This is a genomic window from Streptomyces sp. NPDC045778, from assembly GCF_056431945.1.
In genome coordinates this window covers 45,713-68,778 of the sequence record NZ_JBWKJZ010000024.1, presented here as the reverse complement: position 1 = coordinate 68,778, position 23,066 = coordinate 45,713, and the positions used below count along the sequence as shown (strand labels likewise).

Sequence of the window (23,066 nt, the reverse complement as noted above, 5' to 3'; positions counted from 1 at the left end):
CTGGCCGCTGTGGGAGGACGGCGGCATGGGCGCCGCGGCCCAGCGCGCGGCCGACCACGACCACCTCACCGCGTACCTGGCCGCCAGCGGCCAGCGGCCCCTCACCGCCGACACCGCGCTCGCCGTCCTCGAAGGGCTCCTCGCGGACCGCTCCGGCCCGGCCGCGCCCCTGGTCCTGCACGCGCCCGCCGAGCGGGCCCGGGACCTGGCCGAGCGGGCCGTCGCGCCCGCGCCGCGCCGCCCGGAACCGACGGCCCCCGCACAGGGCCCGGCCCTCGCGGGTGAGTCGGCCTTGGCGGGGGAGCCGGCCTTCGCCCCGGAGTCGGCTGTGGCGCACGACCGGCGGCGCGCGGCCCTGGCCGACGAGGTCCGCGGGGTCGTCGCACACGTCCTGAAGTCCCCCGTGGACCAGCTCGACGACGACAGCGGCTTCCACGACCTGGGCCTGGACTCCATCCGCCTCACCCAGCTCGCCCACCGGCTCGCCGAACGCCTCGGCACGCCGCTCCAGCCGACGGTCCTGTACGACCACCCGTCCGTACGGCGCCTGACCGACCACCTGGCGGACGAACCGGGCGTCGAGCTGGCCGAGCCGGTCGACCCGGTCGAGGCCCCCGGACCCGTCGAGCAGCTCGTCGCGGCGCCGGCGGATGCCGAGGCCCAGCGGCCCACTGCCGCTGCCGACGCCATCGCCGTCATCGGCATGAGCGGCATCTTCCCCGGCTGCCGTGACGTCGACGCCTTCTGGGCCGCGCTCGCCGACGGCAAGGACCTCGTCCGCGAACTCCCGCCCGCCCGCTTCGGCGCGACGCCGCCGCGGGCAGAAGGAGCGCCCGAGCCCTACCGGTGGATGGGCAGCATCGACTGGGCGGACGAATTCGACGCCGCGTTCTTCGAGATCGCCCCGAAGGAGGCGCGCGCGCTCGACCCGCGCCAGCGCCACCTCCTCCAGGAGTGCTGGAAGGCGCTGGAGGACGCCGCCCTCGGCGCCCAGGAGCTGGAGGGCCTGAAGGTCGGCGTGTTCGTCGGCGTGGAGCAGGGCGACTACCAGCTCCTCGACGGCGCGGGCGGCAACCTCACCTCGAACCACGACGGCGTCCTCGCCGCGCGCCTGTCGTACTTCCTCGACCTGAAGGGGCCCGTCCTCGCGGTCAACACCTCCTGCTCGTCGGGCCTGGTCGCGCTGCACCAGGCGCGCGCGAGCCTGCTCCAGGGGGAGTGCGACATCGCCGTCGTCGCGGCGGCGAACTTCGTCCTGACCCGGCAGGCCCTCGCCGCCATGAGCGACGCGGGCATGCTGTCGGCCTCCGGCAGGTGCGCCACGTTCGACCAGGACGCCGACGGCATGGTCCCCGGCGAAGCGGTCACCGCCCTGGTCCTTCGTCCGCTGGCGCGCGCGGAGGCCGCGGGCGACCCCGTACACAGCGTGATCATGGCCAGCGGCCTCAACTACGACGGCCGGACGAACGGCATCACCGCCCCCTCGGGCGACGCCCAGCGCGAACTCCTGGAGTCCGTCCACGAGCGCGGCGGCATCGACCCGGCCGGCATCGGCTACGTCGTGACCCACGGCACCGGCACGAAGCTCGGCGACCCGGTCGAGGTGGGCGCGCTGCGCGCGGCCTTCGCCCGGCACACCGACGAGCGCGGGTTCTGCGCCCTCACCTCGACCAAGCCCAACGTCGGCCACACCTTCGCCGCCTCCGGCCTGGTCGGCCTGGTCTGCCTGTCCGAGGCGCTGCGCCACCGCGCCATCCCGCCCAGCCTGCACTGCGAGCGCGACAACGAGTACATCGACTGGAGCGCGAGCCCCTTCTACGTCAACAAGGCCACGAAGGAGTGGCCCGCCCCGCCCCGCGGTCAACGGACCGGCGCGGTCAGCGCGTTCGGCATGAGCGGCACCAACGCCCATGTGGTCGTCCGCGAGTACACCGGCCGACAGGCCGTGACGGCCCCGGCCCGGCCCGCCTACCTGCTGCCCGTCTCCGCCAAGACCGGGGCGGCCCTGGAGGCGAGCGTCGACGCCCTGCTCGACCGGATCGCGAGCGGCGCCCTGACGGACGCCGACCTGCCCCGGCTCAGTGCCACGCTCCTCACCGGACGTCACCACTTCCGGCACCGCTGCGCCCTGGTCGTGGGCTCCCTCGACGAGGCCGACACCCTCTGGCGCGCCTGGCGCCGCTCGCGGACCGCTTTGGCCGACGCCTGCTTCGAGGGCGTCGTGCCCCGTGGCTTCACCGCCCGGGCGCAGGACGCCGACCGGCTCCGGGACGCGGCCGAAAGCGCCCGGGACACCGGTCTCGACCCGGCCGCGCGGCGGGCCGCCCTCGTCGAGGTCGCGCGCGGCTACGTCGCGGGGCACACCGTCCCGATCGCCGTCGCCCGGCCCGACGGCCGCCGCGTGACGCGCCTGCGGCTGCCCGTGTACCCGTTCGCGCGGAACCGCTACTGGGTGCGTGCCGAGCCGCAGGAACCGGCCCCCGCCGAGCGGGCCCCCGCCCTCCCGGCCCCCGCCGTCCCGGCGCCCGCGCCGGAGCCGCGCAAGCCCGTCGTCCTGCGTGACCTGGCGGACGTACCGCACCGCATCGACGCCACGGACACGTCCCCCGCCGCCGACCGGCCGCGGGTGTCCCTGGTACCGCTGACGCCTACGGCACCCCAGGCCTCGGCCGCGCGTCCGGTCACCCGTGACCACGACGTCCTGGAGGACCTGAAGGCGGCGGCGGCCCTCGACTTCGGCGGTATGGTCGCGACCCTGAACCGCACCGGCGTGATGGTCGAGCGGCTGATCCCGTACTCCCAGGAGTTCGCCGCGTACGCGGGCAAAAGCGGCGGCGAGGTCCTGGACCTGGGCTGCGCGTACGGCGTGGCGAGCATCGCCGCCCTTGAGCACGGGGCCCGGGTGACGGCGCTCGACATGGAGCAGAAGCACCTGGACATCCTCGAACAGCGCGTGAACGACGAGGCCCGGCAGCGCCTGTCCCTGCGCCAGGGCATGCTGCCCGACGTCGACTTCGAGGCCGGCCGGTTCACCGCCGTGCACGCCAGCCGCGTGATGCACTTCCTCGCTCCGGACGACTTCCGGCTCACGCTGCGCAAGATGTACGACTGGCTGGCGCCCGGCGGCAAGGTCTTCCTCAGCTCGGACTCGCCGTACTTCGGCTACTGGGCGTCCAAGGCCGCCGACTACGAGGCGCGCAAGCGCGCCGGTGACCCGTGGCCCGGCTACATCGACGACGTCGCCGCGCACTTCGAGGCGGCCCACGTCGTCGGCGGTCCGCCGCTGATCAACGCCATCGACCCCGACGTGTTCCGCAGGGAGTGCGAGGACGCCGGGTTCGTCGTGGAGCGGGCCGGGTTCTTCGGCGCCGTGGGCGTGGACCGGGAGTCGTACGGCGCGCCCGCCCCCGACATGGAGCACGTGGGCGTCATCGCCCGCAAGCCGGACGGCGCGGTCGCCGTGCCCGCCGCCACGGCCATGCCGCCCGCCGCCACGGCCACGTCGGCCGACGGCAGCCGCATCCGCTACCGGGTGCGCGGCAGCGGCCCGACAGCCCTGGTCCTCATCCACGGCCTCGGCTGCGACGCCTCGTACTGGGACCGGCAGCTGGAGCACTTCGCGGACCGCTGCACCGTGGTCGCCCCGGACCTCGCGGGGCACGGCGGTTCGGACAGGTCCCGGCAGCGGTGGACCGTCGAGGCGTTCGCCGAGGACGTCGTGGCCGTGGTCGAGCAGGAGGGCCTCGACGACGTGGTGCTCGTCGGCCACTCCCTGGGCGGGCCCGTGATGCTGGCCGCCGAGCGGCTCCTGGGCGGCCGGGTCCGCGGCCTGGTCGGTGTCGACACGCTGCACGACTTCGAGCCCAAGGCGCTGTCCGCCGAGCAGATCGACCGGTTCGTGCGGTCGTTCAGCGAGCAGCCGGTGCAGGCACGGGAGCTGTTCCTCGACGGCGCGCGTGACGACCTCGTCACCCTGGTCGCGCGCACCCGCGACGAGACGGGCGCGGACGTGATCTCCGCCGCGTTCCGCGAGATGCTCACCTACCTCCAGGACCTGCCCAAGCACGTCGACGTGCCGCTCGTACTGATCAACTCGACGTCCTGGATGCCGACGAACCTGACGGCCGCGCGCCGCTACGGCGTCGAGGTGGAACTGGTCGACGACGTCGGGCACTTCGTGATGCTGGAGGCGCCCGACCTCTTCAACGCGACGCTGCGGCGCCATCTGGCGCGTATCGCTCCTGATGTCACCGCAGGTCAGGACGGCAGCGGGTCCGGAGTCCCGGCGGAAGGGGCCGATTCCTGATGTCCGCGCCACGTACTAAGATCCACGCGAAAAGCGACCTGCATCGGTACCTGCGCGACACGCTGGCCGTCGTCCTTGGAACCGAAGTGGCTCCGAGCCGTGACGACGCGTCCCTCGTGGAGCTGGGTCTCGATTCGTTCGGCTGCGCCCGGTGGCTGCACGAGGTCAACCGAACCCTCGGGCTTTCCCTCACCGTGGCCCAGGTCTGCGGTCACCCCACGTTCAGCACGTTGTCCGCCCTGATCGAGGGCGCCATGGGAGAACAGATGAGTGCGACACCCCTTGGGTCCTCGGCCGCCCGCGGCACGTCCGCGCCGGGGCGCCCCGCCATCGCCGCGTACCTGCGCGAGAGCCTCGCGGCGGAGCTGGAGCTGGTCGCGGCGGACATCGACGACGACGCGCCCTTCGTGGAGCTGGGCCTCGACTCGATCACCGGTGTCACCTGGACCCGGAAGCTGAACACGCGTTTCCAGCTGTCGCTCTCCGCGACGCAGGTCTACAGCCATCCCACGGTGGACGAACTCGCGGGGCACCTCGCCGAGCTGCTCGGCGCGGGCGACGCGGGCGACGCGGGCCCGGGCCCCGGCATCGTCGAGGAGCCCGCGCCGGTGGCCGCGCCCGCGACGGAGCCCCCGCCCGCCGAGGCCTCCACGCACGCCGCCGAGGCCGCGCTCGGCGCGTGGCTGCGGGCCAGCCTCGCCAAGGAGCTGGAACTCACCGCGTCCGAACTGGACGACGACGCGCCCTTCGTGGAGCTGGGTCTCGACTCGATCTCCGGCGTCACCTGGACCCGGGCCCTCAACACGCGTCTGAGGCTCTCGCTGTCCGCGACCACGGTGTACGGGCATCCGACGATCAGCGACCTGGCGCGGTATCTGACGGAGGAGCACGGTGCCGTGGCTCCCGACGGGGGGCCCGAGCCTGCCGGGCAGGCGGAGCCCCTGGCCGCCGCCGAGCGTGAGCCCGAGCCTGCTGGGAAGGCGGAGCCCCTCGCCGCCGCCGAGCCTGCGTCCACCGTGGCCGTGGAGCCCGAGCCCGAGGCGGCGCCTGCCGTCGAGCCCGAGCCCGCGCCCGCCGTGGCCGTCGCCCCCCGGCCCGAGCCCGCCGCGGCCCCCGCACCCGAGCCCCGGTCCGTCGCCGAGGCCTCCCCGCAGCCCGGCACCACGGGAGGCCGCCACCGCGCCCCCGGCCTCGTGGACATCGCCGTCATCGGCGTCTCCGGCGCGTTCCCCAAGGCGGAGAACCTCGACGCCTTCTGGCAGAACATCCTCGACGGCCGCGACTGCATATCCGAGGTGCCGTCCTCACGCTGGCCCGTGGAGCGGTACTACGACGAGCGGCCCGGCGTGCCCGGCAAGTCCTCCAGCAAGTGGATGGGCGTCCTGGAGCACGCGGACCGCTTCGACCCGCTCTTCTTCTCCCTCTCGCCCGGCGAGGCCGCCGCCATGGACCCGCAGCAGCGCGTCCTGCTCCAGGAGAGCTGGCGCTGCCTCGAAGAGGCGGGCTACAGCCCCGACGAACTCTCCGGCACCCAGTGCGGCGTCTTCATCGGCTGCTCCGTGAACGGCTACGGCGCCACGGCCGACGCCGAGGGCCTCAGCGCCCACCAGAACCTCGGCACCAACAGCGCCATCCTCGCCAGCCGTGTCTCCTACACCCTGAACCTCAAGGGCCCCTGCCTCTCCATCGACACCTCCTGCTCGTCGTCGCTCGTGGCCATCGCCCAGGCCTGCGACAGCCTCTGCCTCGGCGACAGCGACACCGCGCTCGCGGGCGGCGTCTGGGTCGTCCCGGGCCCCGGCGTGCACGTGGCCATGAGCCAGCTGCGGGCCCTGTCGCCCGACGGCCGCTGCTACGCCTTCGACGAGCGCGCCAACGGCTTCGTACCGGCCGAGGGCGTGGGCGTCCTGCTCCTGAAGCGGCTCGCGGGCGCGCAGGCGGACGGCGACCGGATCCACGCCGTCATCAAGGGCTGGGGCGTGAACCAGGACGGCAGGTCCAACGGCATCACCGCCCCCAGCGCCGAGGCGCAGGCCCGCCTCCAGAAGCACGTGTACGACAAGTTCGGCATCGACCCCGGTGACATCGAACTCGTCGAGGCGCACGGCACCGGCACCGCCCTGGGCGACCCCGTCGAGATCGACGGCCTCGTCGACAGCTTCACCGCGCGCACCGACCGCCGCGGCCACTGCGCCGTCGGCTCGGTGAAGAGCAACATCGGCCACACCGCGTGCGCCGCCGGCGTGGCCGGAGTCCTCAAGGCCACCCTCGCCCTGGAGCACGGCACGCTGCCGCCGACCGCCCAGTACGAGCGCCTCAACCAGCACATCGACCTGGACGGCACGCCCTTCTACGTCAACACGCGGGCGCGCGAGTGGCGGCGCGCGGACCGGCCGCGCCTGGCCGCCGTCAGCTCCTTCGGCTACAGCGGCACGAACGCCCACGTCGTCCTGGCCGAGGCCCCCGAGACCCCCGGCCCGGCCCCGGCGGCCGAACACCCCGGCGGCTCCCGCCTGATCGCCCTCTCCGCCCGCACGGCCGGACAGCTCAAGGACCGGGCACGGCAGCTCGCCACCCATCTCGAAGCGCACCCCGGCCTGAGCCTGCGCGACGTCAGCCACACCCTGGGCCGGGGCCGCAAGCACTTCCGGCACCGCCTCGCCCTCGTCGTCGACACCACGGCGGAGGCCGCCGCGCGGCTGCGCGCCTGGCTGGAGACCGGCAGCGCGCCGTCCGCGTACGCCGGTGACCACAATCCCCGGCGCCCGGCACGGCCGGACCTCGGGACGGCCCGGGAACTGACGGACCCGGACCGGCTGCGGACGCTCGCCGAGGAGTACGCCCAGGGCGCCGCCGTCGCGTTCGAGCTGCTCTTCGCGCCCGACCGGCGCCCGGCCCGCGTCTCGCTGCCCACCTACCCGTTCGCCCAGGACTCCTACTGGCTGTCCGGCGAAGCCCCGTCGGCCGACACGCCCGCCACCGAAGAGGCGGAAGGACCTGCCGACCTGCTGGTCCTGGAGCCGTGCTGGACGCCCCTGCCCACGCCGCCCGCCGACCCCGACGCCGAACCGGCCGACCGGGTCGTGTGGCTCGTCGGCCCCGGAGCCGGCGCGGCGGCACGCGCGCTGCGCGCCCGGCTGCCCCGCACCGCGATCGTGCACGCCGCCGAGGTGGCCGCGGACCACCCGCTCGACACCGCGTACGCCCGTCTGACGCGGGACGTCCTGGGCGAGCTGCGCACCCTGATCGCGGCGGGAGAGCTACCGGAGGGAGGCCTCACGCAGATCGTCGTCCTGGGGCACGACGCCCCGGCCGCCCAGGTGCTGACGGGTGTGTCCGGGCTGCTGCGCACGGCCGCCCTGGAACACCCATGGCTGCGCGCCCAGCTCCTGGAACACCTCGACCCCTTCACCGCCGACGATCACGACGCCGACCGGTCCGTGACCGCGCTCGCCGAAGCCGTCGACGCGGGCGCCCGCGCCCACACCGAGCAGCACATCCGCCGGCAGGGCGGCCGGCTGTACGCCCTGCGGCTCACCGAGGCCGAGGCGCGGCCCGCGCACGGGGCCGGCCCTTCGCCGTGGCGCGACGGCGGCGTGTACCTGATCACCGGCGGCGCCGGCGGACTCGGGCTCCACGTCGCGGGCGAGCTGTCCCGCACCCTGCGTACCGGCACGGTCGTCCTCGTCGGGCGCTCCGCCGCCGATGTCGCGGAGCCGCGCGTGGCCGCCCTCGCGGCGCCGGGCGTCACGGTCGAGTACCGGCAGGCGGACGTCACCGACCGGCGCGCCGTCGACGCGCTCGTCGCGGACGTCGTCTCCCGCCACGGGGCGCTGCACGGCGTCCTGCACTGCGCCGGAGTCCTCCGCGACGGCTACCTCGCCACCAAGGCGGACGGCGACCTGGCCGCCGTCCTCGCGCCCAAGGCCACCGGCCTGGTGAACCTCGACGAGGCCACCGCGGACCAGCCCCTGGACCACCTGGTCGTCTTCTCCTCCACGGCGGCGGCACTCGGCAGCGCGGGGCAGGGCGACTACGCCGCGGCCAACGCGTTCCTCGACGCCTACGTCACGTACCGCGCCGGCCTCGCCGCGCGCGGCCTCAGGTCCGGCCGCGCCGTGTCCATCGGCTGGCCCCTGTGGGCCGACGGCGGCATGCGGCTCGACGCCCCGGCCCTGGAGCGGCTGCGGGGCATCGGCGTGACGCCCCTGCCCACCGGCGACGGCCTCCGGGCCCTGACCGCCGCCGTCGCGGGCGGCGCCCCGCACACCCTCCTGCTGTGCGGCGACCGCGAACGGCTGCTGGCCCGCCTGGCCGCGCGGATCACCACACAGCGGCCGTCGCCGCCGCTGCCCGCCCCGGCCGCGGAGGCGCCCGCCACCGTCGCGCGCGCTCCTCGCGAGGCCTGGGAGCGCACGCTGGCCGCCGCCGTGTCCGAGCAGCTCAAGGTGCCTGTCGAAGAGATCGACGGGGAGGGCGAGTTCGGCGAGTACGGCTTCGATTCCATCAGCCTCACCGAGCTGGTGCAGCGGCTCAACGACGCCCACGGGCTGAGCCTCGCGCCCACCGTCCTCTTCGAACACACCACCGTCGGCGCGCTCGCGGCCCACATCGCCGAGCACACGCCCGCCACGCCCGCCCCCGCCACCGTGGAGGCCGCCCCCGACCTGGACGCCTTCCGCCAGGCCGTCATCGCGGAGGTGTCCGGGCAGCTCAAGGTGCCTGTCGAAGAGATCGACGGGGAGGGTGAGTTCGGTGAGTACGGCTTCGACTCCATCAGCCTGACCGATCTGGCGAGCCGGCTCGGCGACCGGTTCGGCGTGCACCTGGCGCCCACGGTGTTCTTCGAGCACCGGACCGTGGACAGCGTGGCGGCGCACCTGGCGGAGACGGCACCTGAGCCGACGGCCCCGGGTGGGGGAAGCCCGCACGTGGATCACCTTGCCCAGGCGAGCCCCGCCGAGGAGCCCGGGAGCGACCGGCCGCTGACCGGTGGACTGAAGGCCGCCGAGCCCGGCACCGCCGAGCCCATCGCCATCATCGGCATGAGCGGCAGCTTCCCCCAGGCGCCCGACCTGTCCGCCTTCTGGGACAACCTGTACGCAGGCAAGGACTGCGTCACGGAGATCCCCGAGGACCGCTGGGACTGGCGCGCCCTGGAGCAGGACCCGGACATCCCGCGCGGCAAGAAGCCCGTGCGCTGGGGTGGTTTCCTCGACGGCGTCGACCGGTTCGACCCGCTGTTCTTCGGCATCTCGCCGCGCGAGGCACGCACCATGGACCCGCAGCAGCGGCTCCTGCTCACGCATGCCTGGCAGGCGCTCGAAGACGCCGGGTACGCGCCCTCGGGCCTGGCCGGCAGCGACACGGCCGTCCTGATCGGCACCGCGCCGAGCGGCTACGGCAGCCTCGTCATGGGGGAGCGCGCGGGCGAGGACGGGTACGCCGCGACCGGCGTCTCCGGCTCCGTGGGCCCCAACCGCGTCAGCTACCTGCTCGACCTGCACGGCCCCAGCGAGCCGGTGGAGACGGCCTGTTCGAGCGCCCTCGTCGCGCTGCACCGCGGGGTGGAGCTGCTGCGCTCCGGCCGCAGCGGCCTGGCGCTCGTCGGCGGCGTCAACACCATCGTCAGCCCCGACCTGCACATCGGCTACAGCCGCGCGGGCATGCTGTGCGAGGACGGCCGCTGCAAGACGTTCTCCGCCCGGGCCGACGGATACGTGCGCGGCGAGGGCGTCGGCGTCCTGGTGCTCAAGCCCCTGCGCCACGCCCGGCGCGACGGCGACCGGATCCTCGGCGTCGTCCGCGGCAGCGCCGTCAACCACGGCGGCCGCGCCCACTCGCTCACCGCGCCCAACCCGCGCGCCCAGGCGGACCTCCTCAAGAGCGCGTACCGCGACGCGGGCGTCGACCCGCGCACCGTCACCTACGTCGAGGCGCACGGCACCGGCACCGAACTCGGCGACCCCGTCGAGCTGAACGGCCTCAAGAGCGCCTTCGGCGAGCTGTACGCGGAGACGGCGGGCACGCCGGGCCACCTGGACGCGCCGGCCCGCTGCGGCCTCGGCTCGGTCAAGAGCAACATCGGGCACCTGGAACTGGCCGCGGGCGTGGCCGGAGTCATCAAGGTGCTGCTCCAGATGCGCCACGCCACCCTGGTCGAGAGCCTGCACTGCGCGGACCTCAACCCGTATCTGGACTTCACGGACAGCCCGTTCGAGGTCGTCCGTGAGCGGCAGCCCTGGCAGCGACCGCGCGACGCCGACGGCCGGCCCCTGCCGCGCCGGGCGGGCGTCAGCTCCTTCGGCTTCGGCGGCGTCAACGCGCACGTCGTCATCGAGGAGTACGCCGAGGAGTACGACGAGGACCACGGGGGACACGCGGCCATGGAAACGCACGCCGACGCGCACGCGGGCACCGCGCCCACGACCGGCACACCCGCGCCGGCCGTGGCGCTGATCCCGCTGTCCGCGCGCACCGCGGAGCAGCTCGTCGCGCGGGCCCGCGCGCTGCGCGACCACCTCAGGGCCGGGCACGTCGCCGCCGGGCGCCTCGCCGACCTCGCGTTCACGCTCCAGGTGGGCCGCGACGCGATGGAGGAGCGGCTCGCGACCCGGGTCACCTCGCTCGCCGACCTGGAGCGCAGGCTCACGTCGTTCGTGGCCGACCCCGGAGCCCACGAAGGCTGGCACCGCGGCACGGTGTCCCGCCGCACGGGCACCGAGCAGGCCCGCGCCCGCCGGCTCGCGTCGGGGGAGCACGAGAAGGCCCTCGCCCAGTGGGTGGCGGGCCACCCCCTCGACTGGCGGAGCCTGTACGCGCCGGGGGACCGGCCCGTGCGGATCGGCCTGCCGACGTACCCCTTCGCCGAGGAGAGCTACTGGGTGGGGCGCGGCACCGTCCCCGCAGCCGAGCGGCAGGACAGCACGCCCGGCGCCCACCCGATGCTGCACCACGCCCCGGACGGCACTCCGACGGCGTACCGCACCGTCTTCGACGGCTCCGAGCCCTTCCTGAAGGACCATCAAGTACGGGGCCTGCGTGTCCTGCCCGGTGCCGCGCACCTGGAGATGGCCCGTGCCGCCGTCGCCCGCGCCACGGGGACGGAGAGCCGCGTCCGGCTCAGCGACGTGGTGTGGCTGCGGCCCGCCGCCTGCACCCCGGGCGACGGCCTGGAGGTACGCCTCGACCTGAAGCCGACGGCCACGGACACCTACACGTACACGCTCCACACCGTCGGCCCCGACGGCGAGCGGACGCTGTCCAGCCAGGGCCGCGCGCACCTGGCCGCCCCGCCCGCCGAGCGCCCCGCACGCCCCCTCGCGGACCTGCGCGCCGCCTGCTCGGGGGCCGCCTTCACCGCCGCCGACCTCTACGACCTGTACGACCGCGTCGGCATGGAGTACGGCCCCGCGCAGCGCTCCCTGGCGACCCTGGCCGTCGGCAGCGACACCACGGGCCGCCCCCAGGCGCTCGCCGAACTGCGCCTGCCTACGGCGGCGGAGCCCGCCGACGACTACGGACTGCACCCGAGCATCCTCGACGGCGCCCTCCAGGCCACGATCGGCCTCGGCCTCGGCGGGGGCGACACCCCCGCACGGCCCGCGCTGCCCTTCGCCCTCCAGGAGGTCGACGTCCTCGCCGCCACCCCGGCGACGGCGTACGCCTGGATCCGGTACCAGGACGGCAGCCGCCCCGGAGACACGTCCGCGAAGCTGGACATCACCCTCCTCGACGCCGAGGGCCGGGTGTGCGCCGAACTGACAGGGCTGCTCGCGCGGGTGCTCCCCGCCGCGCCGCCCGCCGACACCGGGACCCCGCTCGCCGAGCGCGCGCTGCCGTACCTGCGCGAGCAGCTCGCCACGGCGCTCGAAGTGAGCCCCGAACGCCTCGACGCCGACACGCCGTTGGAGTTCTACGGCATGGACTCCATGATGGCGATGGAGCTGACGCACCACTTGGAGGGAACCTTCGGCGAGCTGTCGAAGACGCTGTTCTTCGAGGTCCGTACGATCCGGGCGCTGAGCGAGCACTTCGCGGACACCTACCCCGAGCGGCTGCGTGCCGCGCTCGGCGCGCCGGCCCCCGGGACGGAGACGGCCGGGACGCGCGCACCAGCGGTGTCGCCGACGGTGACCGCCCCCGCGCTGCCGGACGCGAACACCGTCACGGACATCGCGATCGTCGGCGTGAGCGGCCGTTACCCGCTGGCGGACAACCTCGACGAGTTCTGGCGGAACCTGCGCTCCGGCCGGGACTGCGTCACCGAGGTCCCGGCGGACCGCTGGGACCCCCGCGACCACGAGGGCACGTCCCGGTGGGGCGGCTTCCTCGACGGCGTCGACCGCTTCGACCCGCTGTTCTTCCGCATCTCACCGCGCGAGGCGGAGTTCCTCGACCCGCAGGAGCGGCTGTTCCTGGAGTGCGTGCACCACACCCTGGAGGACGCCGGTTACACCGGCGAGACCCTGTCCCGGCAGTCCACCGGGCCCGCCGGCGCCGATGCGGGCCTCGTCGCCACGGGCAAGGTCGGCGTGTTCGTCGGCGTGATGTACGAGGAGTACCAGCTCTACGGCGCCCAGGCGCAGGCACGCGGCCACCGCGTGGCGCTCTCCGGCAGCCCCTCGTCCATCGCCAACCGCGTCTCGTACTTCTACGACTTCCACGGCCCGAGCATGGCCGTGGACACCATGTGCTCCTCCTCGCTGACCGCGATCCACCTCGCCTGCGAGGCGATCAAGAGCGGCCAGTGCGCGGCGGCCGTCGCGGGCGGCGTCAACGTCAGCGTCCACCCGAACAAGTACGTGATGCTGGGGCAGGGCAAGTTCACCTCCAGCGATGGCCGCTGCCGCAGCTTCGGCGAGGGCGGCGACGGCTACGTGCCCGGCGAGGGCGTCGGCGCCGTGCTGCTCAAGCCCTTGGAGCGGGCTGTCGCCGACGGTGACCAGATCCACGCGGTCATCAAGGGCACGGCCCTCAACCACGGCGGCAGGACCCACGGCTTCTCGGTGCCCAACCCGGCGGCCCAGGGCGACGTCATCACCCGCGCGCTCGCCCGCGCCGGCGTCGCGCCGCACGAGCTGAGCTACCTGGAGGCCCACGGCACGGGCACGTCCCTCGGTGACCCCATCGAACTGACCGGCCTGGTCAAGGCGTTCGGGCGTACGACCGGGGAGTCCGCGCCGACCTGCGCGATCGGCTCCGTGAAGTCCAACATCGGCCACTGCGAGAGCGCGGCGGGCATCGCGGGCGTCACCAAGGTGCTGCTCCAGATGCGCCACGGCGAGCTGGTGCCCAGCCTGCACGCGAGCACCCTCAACCCCCATCTGGACTTCGACGGGACGCCGTTCACCGTGCAGCGCGACCTCGCGCCGTGGCACGGCCCGCGCGTCGCGGGTGTCTCCAGCTTCGGCGCGGGCGGCGCCAACGCCCATGTGGTCCTGGCCGCGTACGAGCCCGGCAGCGCCCCCGCCGCCTCCTGTACGCGCCCCGTCGTCGTGCCCCTGTCGGCCGCGACCGAGGGCCAACTGGTGGAATCCGCACGTCGGTTGCGGGCCCGCGTGGACGGCCTCGCCGAGGATGACCTGGCCGCGCTCGCCTGGACGTTGCAGACCGGCCGCGTCGCCCTGGAGGAGCGCCTCGCGTTCACCGTGGACTCCTTGGAGTCCCTGCGGCACGGGCTCGACGCGTTCCTGGCCGACCCCGCGGCCCCGGACGACTGGGCCCGCGGCCGCGTACGGGCCGACCAGGCACCGGCCGCGAGCACGGCCACGGAACCCCGGGAGTGCGCGGCCGGGTGGGCCCGCGGCGAAGCCGTCGACTGGGACGGCCTGTACGCGGCGGACGGCACGGCCCGCCCGCGCCGCATCGGCCTGCCCGGCTACCCCTTCGCCCGCGAGCGCCACTGGCTCGACGTGGAGGCGCCGACCGGCCACGCGCCCGCCACACCCGCCGCACCCGACTACGTTCTCCTGACCCACCCCGTGTGGGAGGCCGAGGAGCCCGCCGACGCGGCGGCCACGCCGGTGGCGGAACGTCACGTGGTCCTCGTCGGCCGGTTCGCGCCGGGCGAGGAGTCCGCGCTGACCACGGCCCTGACGTCCGAGCTGCCGGGCACCGCGCACCTGGAGACCGTGGCCCTGGCGGACGACGCCCCCCTCGACACCGCGTACCTGACGGCGGCACGGCTGGTGTTCGCACGGGCGCGCGCCCTGCTGACGGCCGGAGTGCGCGGCGGAGCGCTGCTCCAGGTCGTGCTCGTCGGCGACCCCGGCCAGGAGACGGCGGGCCGGAGGGCGCTCGGCGGCCTGAGCGGGCTGCTGAAGACCGCGGCCCTGGAGAACCCGAAGCTGCGCACCCAGCTCGTGGACTGCCTCGACGGCGCCGCTCCGGCCCTCGTCGCCGAGCGGCTGCGCGCGGAGACGGCACCCGGGACGGCGCCCGAGGTCCGGTACCGCGCGGGCCGCCGCGAGGTCAGGCGGCTCGCCGAACTCCCCCCGGCCCCGGACGCGGGCACCAGCCCGTGGCGCGCGGGCGGCGTGTACCTCATCACGGGAGGCACCGGAGCCCTCGGCCTGCTCACGGCCCGGGACATCGCGTCGACGGCCGCGGGCGCCACCGTCGTCCTGACCGGGCGCTCGGCGCTCGACGACACCCAGCGGCAGGCGCTCGACGCGCTGCGGGCCGCGGGCCTGACCGTGGACCACCGGCGGACCGACGTCACCGACCGCGCCGACGTCGAACGCCTCGTGGAGCACATCGCGCGGACCCACGGCCCGCTGACCGGTGTCGTGCACGCGGCCGGCGTACTGCGGGACAACCTCGTCGTGAACAAGACGCCCGAGGAATTCGAGCGCGTCCTCGCGCCGAAGGTCGCGGGCCTCGTCCACCTCGACGACCTGACCCGCGACCAGCCCCTTGAGCTGTTCCTGTGCTACTCGTCGACCACCGGCGCCCTGGGCAACGCGGGCCAGGCCGACTACGCGGCGGGCAACGCGTTCATGGACGCCTACGCCGCCCACCGCGGCCGTCTCGCCGCCGCCGGAGCACGCCACGGCCTGACACTCTCCCTGAACTGGCCCCTGTGGGCCGACGGCGGCATGGGCGTGGACGCCGCCACCGAGGAACGGCTGCGGCGGATGGACCTCGTGCCGCTGGACACCGGGAGTGGCCTGCGCGCCCTGCGCACCGGCGTCGCCGCGCGCCGCACCGGCCTCGCCGACGGCCAGCTCCTCGTCGTCGCCGGGCGCCGCGAAGCGGTCCTGCCGCGCCTGACCGCGCGACCCGGGCGGGCGGCGACCGAGCCGCACACCCAGGCCGAGCCGCACACCCAGGCCGAGCCGCACAGCCAGGCCGAGCCGCACAGCCAGGCCGTGCCGCACACCCAGGCCGAGCCGCAGCCCCTGGCCGCACCCCTGGCCGATGCGGCGCCCGCGTCGCCCGCCGCGCCGACGGGCGACGACCGTGCCCTGCTCGACCGCACCCGCCGCCACCTGCGCGCGCACCTGGCGGCGGGCCTCAAGCTCGGTGCCGACCGGCTCGACGCCGAGGTGCCCCTGGAGCACTACGGCATGGACTCCGTCGTGGCGATGAACCTGATCGCCCAGCTGGAGACGGACTTCGGCACCCTGCCCAAGACCCTGTTCTTCGAGGTGCAGACGGTCCGCGACCTTGCCGAGTACTTCGTGGCCCAGCACGGGGACGCGCTGCGCGCGCTCTTCGGCGAGACGGCCACCCCGGCGCCCGCCCCCGAAGCTGCGCCCGCTCCCGCTCCCGCACCGGCACCGGCACCGCCGGCCCCCGAGCCCGCGAAGGACACGCAGGCCCGACCCGCCCGGGACCCGCGCGACGAGGGCGTCGCCGTCATCGGCCTCGCCGGACGCTATCCGGGCGCCGCCGACCCCGACGCCCTGTGGGGCCTGCTGCGCTCCGGCGCCGACTGCGTCACCGAGGTCCCCGCCGACCGCTGGGACCACGACGCGGTGTTCGACCCGGACCGTGACGCGCCCGGCAAGAGCTACGGCAAGTGGGGCGGCTTCCTCGACGGCGTCGACCAGTTCGACCCGCTGCACTTCGGCATCTCCCCGCGCGAGGCCGAGACCATGGACCCGCAGCAGCGGCTGTTCCTGGAGACGGTGTGGCAGCTCCTGGAGCAGAGCGGCGTCACTCAGGAAGCCGTCGAGCACACCTACGGCCGCAGGGTCGGCGTGTACGTCGGCGCGATGTACCAGATGTACCGGGCCGACGCCGCCGACGTGGTGCGCTCCGCCCTGACCTCGGCGGCGTCGTACAACCTCATCGCCAACCGCGTCTCGCACTTCTTCGGCCTCGAAGGCCCGAGCCTCGCCGTGGACGGCATGTGCGCGTCGTCGGCGGCGGCCATCCACCTGGCCTGCGCCGATCTGCTGAGCGGCGACAGCGAGCTGGCGATCGCCGGCGGGGTGAACCTGACGGTCCACCCCGACAAGTACCGGGCGCTGTCCCGGGCGGGCCTGCTCGGCAGCCACCCCGGCAGCCGCAGCTTCCGGGACGGCGACGGCTATCTGCCCGCCGAGGCGGTCGGCGCCGTCCTCCTCAAGCCGCTGGCCGCCGCCCGCAGGGACGGCGACACCGTCCTCGCCGTCATCAAGGGCAGCGCCTCGCTGCACGGCGGCCGCGCGGGCCAGTTCATGGCGCCGAGCCGCAGGACGCAGGTGAACGTGGCCCGCAGGGCCCTGGAGAAGGCGGGCTGTGACCCCGCGTCGATCGGCTACGTGGAGGCCGCGGCCAACGGGTCCGCGCTCGGCGACGCCGTCGAGGCGAGCGCGCTGCGCGAGGTGTTCGCCGACGTCACCGAGCCGATCGCGCTCGGCTCGGTGAAGTCCAACCTGGGCCACCCCGAGGCCGCGTCCGGCATCGCCCAGCTCACCAAGGTCGTCCTCCAGCTGCGCCACCGGGAGCTGGCGCCCCGGGCGCCGGTCGGCACGCCCAACCCCGAACTCCGTCTGGACGAAGGCCCGCTGCGCCTGTGCGAGACGCTGACGCCCTGGGAGCCGCGCGCCGGCTCGCCCCGGCGCGCGCTGCTCAACTCCGTCGGAGCGGGCGGCAGCCACGTCAGCCTCGTCGTGGAGGAGGCACCCGAGCCCGAGCCCGAAGCGGCGCTTCGGCCGCAGCCGAGTCGGCCGGAGCTGATCGTCCTCTCCGCCGGTGACCCCGAGCGCCTGCGCACCGCGGCCCGCCTGCTGCGCGACTTCGTCGAGCGGGCCGACGCGCCGGGCGCCGACGACGGCACCTGGCTCGCCGACGCCGCCCACACCCTGCGGACGGGCAGGGAAGCCCTGGCCGAGCGCCTGGCGTTCGTCACGGACTCCCGCGCGGGCCTGCTGCGCGCGCTCGCCGACTTCCTCGACGACCGGCCCTCGCACACCCCGCTGTACCGGGGCGACGCCGAAGCCGGCGCCGGGGCCCTGGGCGACCTGCTCGCGGGCGGCCACGGCGAGGCGTTCGTCCGCGCGCTCGTCACCGACGGCGAACTCGACCGGCTCGCCGAGCTGTGGGTGCGGGGCGGCCGGATCCCCTGGCAGGCCCTGCACACCGGGCAGCGGCGCCGGCTCGTACCGCTGCCGACGACGGCGTTCCACCGCAAGCGGTACTGGATCGGGCACACGGCCACGCCCACGGCGGACCCCACGCCCGCACCGGTCACGCCCACCGAGCACCCCTCCGGGGCCGACGGCGACGGCGACGGCGACGGCGGCGGTGACATCCTCCGCTACCTCGCGGACTACTTCACCGACGCCCTCGGCTTCGCCCCCGGCGAACTCCCGCCGGACAAGGACCTGCACAGCCTGGGCGCCGACTCGGTCCTGTGGGTGCGACTGCGACGCGCGGTCGAGGCCGACCTCGGACTCACCCTCACCACACGGGAGATCGTCGAACTCACCACCTTGGAGCGCATCGCGGAACGGCTCGCCGCGAAGCGCGGGACCCCGCAGCCACCCGAAGCACCGGACGTACGCGAAGCACGGGCCAAGGCCCTGGAGCGGTTCCGCCAGGGCCACGTCGGACTCGAAGAACTCAAGTCACTCATGAAGGAAGCACCGGGCGCGTGAACGAGGATCAGATTCTGGCGGGCTTCAAGGCGGGCCACTACACCGCTGAGGACGTGCTCGCGTTCTACGAACGACTCCAGGACTCCGCGCGGGCGGGCGTCACCGACCGGCGTGCCCTCTCCGAGGGCCAGAAGGGGCTGTGGCTGCTGCACAAGCTGCGGCCCGCGTCGGACGTGTACAACGTCCCCGTCTGTTTCCGCACGTCGGCGCCGTTCGACGTCGCCGTCTTCGAGGAGGCCTTCCGGCAGGTGACGTCCCGGCACACGCTGCTGCACAGCGTGGTCGTCGAGGACGAGGGCACCCCGTACCTGGTGCGGCGCCCGGACGGCGGCGACGCCCCCTTCCGGCACCAGACCGTGCCGCACGGGCTGCCCGACGACGTCCTGCTCGCCCTGGCGCGCGAGCAGGCCAAGGCGCCCTTCGACCTGCACCAGGAAGGACCGGCCCGGGCCGTCGTGTACACGGCGGGCACGGCCGAAGCGCCGCGGACCCTCGTGCTGCTCGTCCTCCACCACCTGGTGTTCGACGGCGCGTCCACCCCCGTCCTGCTGCGCGACCTGCTCCACACCTACGACACCCTGCTCCGCGGCGGCACCCCCGCGCCCGCGTCCGCGCGCCACGACGCCTACGACGCGTTCGTGCGCTGGGAGGCCGACTTCCTCGCGAGCCCCGACGGCGCCCGCCACCGCGCCTTCTGGCAGGACACCCTGGCGGGCGACCTGCCCGTCCTTCGCCTCGGCATCGAACGCGCCCCCGCGCCCGGCACCGCCGTGGTCGGCGAGACGGTCTCCCTGCCGCTGCCCCCGGCCCTCGCCGCGCGGGTCCGCGACCTGTGCGCGGCCCGCGGCGCCAAGCCCGCGGTGCTCTTCCTCGCCGTGTACGAACTGCTCCTGCACCGCTACAGCGGCGAGCGCGACCTCGTCGTCGGCGTACCGTCCCTGGGCAGGCCCGACGCGACCTACGACGACGCCGTCGGCTACTTCGTGAACATGCTGCCCGTGCGCCACGGGGTGCGCGCCGACGTCCCGTTCACGGACTTCGTGCGCGACCTCACGCTCGTCATGGCCGACGGACTCGACCACGCCGCGTACCCGTTCCCGCGCATGGTGCAGGACCTGAACCTGCGCACCGAGCCCGACACCTCCCCGGTCTTCCAGGTCTCGTACGTCTTCCAGAACCAGCGCATGATGCGCCTCACGGACAGCGACGTGCGCGGCCTCGACCTGGCCCGCTCGCTGTCGTTCGTGGAGGAGATATCCCAGGAGGGGGAGTTCAAGCTCCACCTGGAGGTCGTCGAGCACGCCGCCGACGCCTACACCCTGCACCTCAAGTACGACGCCGAGCGTTTCGACGCGGCGGACGTCCAGCGGTTCCTCGGCCACTACGAGACCCTGCTGAGCGCCCTCGTCGACGCCCCGGAGCAGCGGCTGTCCGAGGCCTCGCACCTGACGGACGACGAGCTGCGCCTCTTCGACGCGTGGAACGACACAGCGCACCCCTTCCCGGCCGACCGCAGCCTGCCCGACCTCCTCGCCGACGCCGTCGCCCGGCACGGCGACCGCACCGCCCTCGTGTACGGCGAGCGGTCCCTCACGTACGCCGAGTTCGCCGCGCGCACCGACGCCCTGGCCGCCGAGCTGCGCCGCCGCGGGGTCACCGCGGACACGGTCGTGGGCCTCTGTGCCGAACGTTCTCTTGAGATGGTGATCGCCCTCTGGGCGGTCATGAAGGCGGGCGGCGCCTACCTCCCCCTGGAGCCGGACTACCCGGCCGAGCGGATCCGCTACATGATCGAGGACTCGGGCGCCACCCTCGTCCTCACCCAGTCCGCCACCGACACGTCCGCCCTGTCCGCGGCGCGCACGGTACTGCGCCTGGACGCCGACGGCCGCCCGGTCCCCGATGGTGCCCCGGGTGCCCAGGACAGGGGCGCGCCCGCCCGGATCGCCCCCACCGACCTCGCGTACGTCATCTACACCTCCGGCTCCACCGGCCGTCCCAAGGGCGTCATGGTCGAGCACCGGGCGGCCGTCAACCGCGTCGAGTGGATGCAGAACGAGTACGCGCTGACCCCCGACGACGTCGTGCTCCAGAAGACGCCGTTCAGCTTCGACGTCTCCGTGTGGGAGTTCGTCTGGCCCCTGATCACGGGCGCCCGCCTGGTCGTCGCCGCGCCGGGCGGCCACAAGGACCCGGCCTACCTCGCGTCGCTCATCCGGGCCGCCGAGGTCACCACGGCGCACTTCGTGCCGCCCATGCTGCGCCTCATGCTCGACCACGAGGGCTGGGCCCGCTGCACGTCGCTGCGCCAGGTCTTCTGCAGCGGCGAGGCCCTGCCGCCGGAGCTGCCCGCCCGGCACTACGCCCAGCACCGCGCGCGTCTGCACAACCTGTACGGCCCCACCGAGGCCGCCATCGACGTCACCCACTGGACCTGCCCGCCCGACACGACGCCGCGCACGGTGCCCATCGGCCGCCCGATCCAGAACATCCAGCTGTACGTCCTGGACGACCTGGGCCGGCGGCAGGCCGTCGGCTGCCCGGGCGAGCTGCACATCGCCGGCGCCGGCCTGGCCCGCGGCTACCTGAACAACCCCGGCCTGACCCGCGAGCGCTTCGTCCCGAACCCGTTCGCCGCGGACCCGGACGCCCGCATGTACCGCACGGGCGACCTCGTCCGATGGCTGCCGGACGGCTCCCTGGAGTACCTCGGCCGCATCGACAACCAGGTCAAACTGCGCGGCTTCCGCATCGAACTCGGCGAGATCGAGGACCGCCTCTCCCACCACCCCGCCGTGCGGGCCTGCGCCGTCGTCGCCCGCGAGGACAGCCCCGGCAACCCCCGGCTCGTCGGCTACGTCGTCCTCGACGAGACGCACCCGCAGGCGCACACGGGCGAGTTCCACGACACCCTGGTCCGGCACCTCGGCCAGGCACTGCCCGAGTACATGGTCCCGGGCGCCCTGGTCCGCCTCGACGCCCTGCCGCTGACCGCCAACGGCAAGCTCGACCGCAAGGCGCTCCCGGCCCCCGACGCCGACGCGTACGCCGTGACCGGTGAGCGCGTCGCCCCCCGCACCCCGACCGAGCGGACCCTGCTCGCGGTCTGCGCGGGCCTGCTCGGCTTCGCCGAGGAGCGCATCGGCGTCCACGACAACTTCTTCGCCCTCGGCGGGCACTCCCTGCTCATCCCGAAGCTGACCGCACGCCTGCACGACGCGGGACTCGACTGCGAGCTGCACAGCGTCTTCGCCGCCGCCACGCTCGCCGACCTGGCCACGGCCATCGACGCGGCACACGCCCCGGAGAACCCCGACGCGCGGGACACGGCCCCGGCCGGAACGCCGTTCACCGTCCCGCCGAACGGCATCCCCGCGGACTGCGACCGGCTCACGCCCGACATGCTCCCCCTGGTCTCCCTGACCGAGGACGAGCTGGCGGCGATCGTCGCCGCCGTGCCCGGCGGCGCCCGCAACGTCCAGGACGTGTACCCGCTGGCGGCCCTCCAGGAAGGCATGCTCTTCCACCACCTCAAGGAGAGCGGCCGCGACCCGTACGTGCTCTCCGGCGTGTTCTCCTTCGAGAGCAGGGCTCACCTCGACGGCTTCGTGAGCGCCCTGCGCGCGGCCGTCGCCCGGCACGACGCGCTGCGCACGGCGATCCTCACGCAGGGCCTGTCGCGGCCCGTCCAGGTCGTGGTGCGCCGCGCCGACCTCGACCTGGAGGAGTTCGATGTGCCCGCGGGCCGCGACGCCGAGGACGAGATCCGCGCGCTCCTGGCCCGGCCGCAGGCGATGCGCCTGGACCGCGCCCCGCTGATCCGGCTGCGCGCCGCCCGGCAGCCCTCCACGGACACCTGGTACGCCGCCCTCAACCTGCACCACGTCATCGACGACGCGACCTCGCTCGGCCTGCTGTTCCGTGAGGTCGTCGCCCATATGACGGGCCGCGCGGACGAGCTGGCCCCGCCCGCGCCGTACCGCGACTTCATCGCCCACGTGCAGCACCGGGCGCGCGTCCTTGACCCGGCGGACCACTTCGGGGCCCTGCTCGCCGACGTCACCGAGCCCACCGTGATGTTCGGGCTCCAGGACGTCCACGGCGACGGCCGCCGCGTCCTCGACCTGCGCCGCCCGCTGGACGCCCGCCTCGGCGAGCGCATCCGGGCCTGCGCGAAGGACCTGCGGGTCAGCCCGGCCACGCTGTTCCACGCGGGCTGGTCCCTGGTCGTGGCGGCGTGCTCCGGCGGCGACGGCCGCGGTGACCGCGACGGCGTGGTCTTCGGCACCGTCATGTCCGGCCGCCTCCAGGGCCCGCGCGGCATCGAGCGGATGCTCGGCAACTTCATCAACACCCTGCCCGTACGCGTCGACCTGGCAGGGACGAGCGTGCGCGACCTGGTGAGCGCCATGGACCGGACCCTGCGCGACCTGGTGCGCCACGAGCAGACCCCGCTGGCCGTCGCCCACGGCCACAGCGCCGTACCCCCGGAGACGCCGCTGTTCAACGCGATCCTGAACTACCGGCACCTGGAGTCCGACGACCGCGTCGACGACAGCGAGCTGGAGCGCGCGGGCGTCCGGTCGCTCGCGGGTGTCATCGAGCGCAGCAACTACCCCATCGCCCTGTCCGTCGACGACCTCGGGCACTCCTTCTCGCTCGACGCGCAG

General features: G+C 74.7%; 2 protein-coding genes and 1 pseudogene (1 of these 3 cut by a window edge). All 3 read left to right on the top strand.

Features of this window, described 5'->3' with window-relative positions; genetic code table 11:
- Positions 1-4,306: the 3' end of an amino acid adenylation domain-containing protein gene (locus AC07GB_RS27580; RefSeq protein ID WP_478849974.1), read on the top strand. It extends 17,798 nt beyond the left edge of the window; 4,306 of the gene's 22,104 nt are visible here — the last part of the coding sequence; its start codon lies beyond the left edge, outside the window; the stop codon is at positions 4,304-4,306.
- On the top strand, positions 4,306-18,396 hold the full coding sequence (locus AC07GB_RS27575) for an SDR family NAD(P)-dependent oxidoreductase (protein WP_478849972.1): 14,091 nt from the start codon (positions 4,306-4,308) through the stop codon (positions 18,394-18,396). The genes AC07GB_RS27580 and AC07GB_RS27575 overlap by 1 nt, the downstream gene beginning before the upstream one ends.
- Positions 18,393-23,066: pseudogene (locus AC07GB_RS27570) on the top strand (amino acid adenylation domain-containing protein); the annotation flags it as partial. The gene AC07GB_RS27575 and the pseudogene AC07GB_RS27570, both read left to right, overlap by 4 nt.